The 3,229-nt window shown below is 42.3% G+C and carries 4 protein-coding genes; 3 read left to right on the top strand and 1 reads right to left on the bottom strand.

The window, feature by feature from the left end; all coding sequences use genetic code 11:
- Both VLN09_RS09000 and VLN09_RS08995 read left to right on the top strand, forming a co-directional pair.
- Positions 1-738 (top strand): fumarylacetoacetate hydrolase family protein (locus VLN09_RS09000; protein ID WP_325245761.1); only part of this gene is annotated, 738 nt, incomplete at its 5' end.
- A gap of 123 nt (positions 739-861) precedes the next feature.
- On the top strand, positions 862-1,437 hold the full coding sequence (locus tag VLN09_RS08995) for a VOC family protein (protein ID WP_325245759.1): 576 nt from the start codon (positions 862-864) through the stop codon (positions 1,435-1,437).
- A 65-nt stretch (positions 1,438-1,502) separates the two neighbouring features.
- Here VLN09_RS08995 and VLN09_RS08990 read toward each other — a convergent pair whose 3' ends face one another.
- Positions 1,503-2,363 (bottom strand): IclR family transcriptional regulator, encoded by an 861-nt coding sequence (locus tag VLN09_RS08990; protein WP_325245757.1) that lies wholly within the window; start codon positions 2,361-2,363, stop codon positions 1,503-1,505.
- Between the two features lie 169 nt (positions 2,364-2,532).
- On the opposite strand from VLN09_RS08990, the gene maiA reads away from it, so the two are divergent.
- Positions 2,533-3,180: a maleylacetoacetate isomerase gene (maiA, locus tag VLN09_RS08985; RefSeq protein ID WP_325245755.1), complete on the top strand. Its 648-nt coding sequence runs from the start codon at positions 2,533-2,535 to the stop codon at positions 3,178-3,180.
- Positions 3,181-3,229: the final 49 nt, after the last annotated feature.

Below are 3,229 nucleotides of genomic sequence, written 5' to 3'. Positions count from 1 at the left end.
CAGCTAAAACCCAATGCTGATGATCGTCCTATTTTCTCGCCTTGTAAGCGTCTAGACTTTGAGCTTGAAACGGCGTTTGTCGTCGGTAAAGGCAATAGCATTGGTCAACCAATTGCCGTAGATAATGCTATTGATCATATTTTTGGTATGGTTTTGCTCAACGATTGGTCAGCTCGTGATATTCAAAAATGGGAATACGTGCCATTAGGTCCATTTAACGCCAAAACCTTTGCCTCTGAAGTATCACCTTGGATTGTGACCATGGATGCGTTGGCACCTTTCAAAATGCCATGCCCAGCTCAAGAGCCAAAGCCGCTTGCTTATCTGAACGAAAAAGACAGCAATAACAGCTATGACATCCATTTATCAGTAGAGCTATTGCCTGAAAATGCTGATGAAGCGACTGTGATTTGTGAGACCAACTTTAAATATATGTATTGGTCAATGGCGCAGCAACTGACTCACCACACTATTACTGGCTGTAAAGTAGAAGTCGGCGATATGATGGGCTCAGGGACTATTTCAGGACCGACACCAGATTCTTATGGCTCGATGTTAGAGATTGCGTGGAATGCAACCAAACCAGTGACCCTACAAGGTGGCGAAACACGCAGCTTTATCGAGGATGGTGACACGGTCATCATGAAAGGTTATAGCGAAAAAGACGGTATTCGTGTTGGCTTTGGTGAAGTGCGCGGCAAGGTTTTGCCTGCCCTCATATTCGATTTTGACAAATAATATTTTTATATAATATAGGTGTGCAAACAGCAAGTTTGAGCTGTCAGATAGCTATTGGTATATCGTTTATACATGCTGCCTGACAGTTAATCTGATAGCACGCCCTATCAAAAGGATATTGATATGAGTTTTAAAATTGAAAAAATCCATCATGTAGCCTATCGCTGCAAAGACGCCAAAGAAACAGTCGAATGGTATAAAAAATATCTGAACATGGACTTTATCTTGGCATTCGCTGAAGACCATGTACCTTCTACTAAAGCCTTTGACCCTTATATGCATGTGTTTTTAGATGCAGGCAATGGCAATGTTTTAGCGTTTTTTGAAGTGCCTAATCAGCCTGAAATGGGTTTTGACCCTAACACGCCAAACTGGGTACAACATCTAGCAATGAAGGTCAAAGACCGTGATGCTTTAATGGCAGCTAAAAAGCATTTAGAAGAAAATGGTATCGACGTGGTAGGTGTGACGAATCATGGTATCTTCCATTCTATCTATTTCTTCGATCCTAATGGACATCGTATGGAGCTTACCTATGATGATATTACTTCAGAAGAAAAAGTGTCGATGATTACTGAAGAGATGAAATATGAGATGCTAGAAGAGTGGTCGCGTACCAAACGTGCTCCCATTCATACTCAGTTTTTACATGCAGAGGAGCTGGCTGAAGCACGAGAAGTCGCGCCTGCAGGTGAGTAATGTATTTTAGTTGTTTAAATTACCATTTATAAAATAGCTAAGATAAGTCCTAGCTATTTTATCGGCTACACTATTTGATAACGCTGTGCGATTGCTAGTATTTGCTCGACCACATTACGCTGCTCACTCATGGGCAACTGCTCTGTGGTACCAATGATAGTAATGGCATACTCTAATGGCAAGCTATCGGTTAATAGCTTGCCATTACTTGATGGACTTATACTGCTATCACGCTGCGGTATGATAACGGGAATCGTAATCGCATTAACCCCCATCAACATATCACCAGTAACAGTCGCATAGCCTTGGGTACGAACCTTGGCTCGCAATTGGTTAAAGTGTTGCCATTTCTCTGTTATCGCCGGCTCTTGCTTCGCTTGCCATTCTGCGATGACTAAGGGTTTGATAACGGTATCTGGCTGATAGCTTGCAAACAAATGACCTGTCGCCGATGTGGTTAGCGGCATACGTGATCCGATGCGAGTAATGATACTAATGGCGCTGTCTGGTTCAACGGATTGAATGATAATAGGTCCTTCACTAAACCATTTGGCGATTTGTACGCCGCAATTCAGTGCATCTTTAATCTCATTGGCAATATACGTCAGTCGCTCTAAGATATTATTTTGATTAAAGCCACTATGACCTAATGCTCCTAGCGCGCCCATTGTATGAACTCTATCACCAAGCCCATAGCGTCCATCACTCAGTTGGCGAGCGTAATTTTTACGGATAAGACTGACCAAATAACGGTGGCACTTTGCTGGATGCATTTGCATAGCTTGAGCAACATCCTTTAGCATCATCGGTTCGTTATAATCGATGAGCACGTCTAATACCGACAGCCCAATCTCAAGTGATTGTACGCCGCCTTGGTTTTTATTTATCGTAGGAAGATTGTCTATCAGGTTTTCAGCTGCTGGCATGGTTTACTCTGTGAATGATTAACTGAATGCGTTATCAATACAATATTAAAAAATTGAAATAAAAACTTAATGTCATAATAGTTATCTTTGACTATTTAATATAACAGTAGACTCAGTAATTATAACCCTTTATCTCACTCACAACACACCATAATAAAAGGAATGCCCCATGATGACACTTTATGGCTACTTTCGCAGTAGCACCTCTTATCGTACGCGTATCGCGATGAACCTCAAGCAGTTAGATTACGATTATATCGCAGTCAACTTGGCAAAAGATGAGCAATTAGAAGCAGCCTTTCAATCTATCAATCCACAGGGCTTGGTGCCAGTCTTGCAAGCCGACGATTTATGGTTGTACCAAAGTCCTGCTATCTTAGAGTGGTTAGAAGAAGTCTATCCTAAACATCCTTTATTGCCTAAAGACGCAGCAGGTCGCATGCAAGTACGGGCTTTGAGCGCTATGATTGGCTGTGATATCCACCCTCTGAATAATCGACGTATTTTGCAGTATCTGCGTAACGAACTTGATGTCGATGAAGCAAAAGTCATGGACTGGTGTCAGCGCTGGATGAGCGAGGGTTTTACGGCTTTAGAAAAGCGTTTAGCAACCGATAAAACCCGTGGTAAATTCTGCTACGGTGACGGCCCTACTTTTGCAGATTGCTATCTTATTCCGCAGGTATCCTCTGCTCGCCGCTTTAAGATGGACTTGAGTGCTTATCCAACCATTGTCGCTATCGACACTCATTGTCGCACATTGAAAGCCTTTGCATACGCCGATCCTATGATGCAGACTGACGCGCCAAATACGTAATCTAAGCTACAAAAAAAGCCTCCCATTTAGGAGGCTTTTTTCTGGAAAT

Origin of the sequence: Psychrobacter sp. (assembly GCF_035469765.1) — a bacterium.
In the GTDB taxonomy this organism is placed as follows: Bacteria; Pseudomonadota; Gammaproteobacteria; order Pseudomonadales; family Moraxellaceae; genus Psychrobacter.
This window is presented reverse-complemented; position numbering and strand designations above follow the sequence as displayed.

What these genes read in the sequence shown, in the direction of transcription:
- VLN09_RS08995 (WP_325245759.1), top strand. Translation starts at nt 862, where the DNA reads ATGAGTTTTAAAATTGAAAAAATCCATCATGTAGCCTATCGCTGCAAA.
- maiA (WP_325245755.1), top strand. Translation starts at nt 2,533, where the DNA reads ATGATGACACTTTATGGCTACTTTCGCAGTAGCACCTCTTATCGTACG.
- VLN09_RS08990 (WP_325245757.1), bottom strand. Translation starts at nt 2,363, where the DNA reads ATGCCAGCAGCTGAAAACCTGATAGACAATCTTCCTACGATAAATAAA.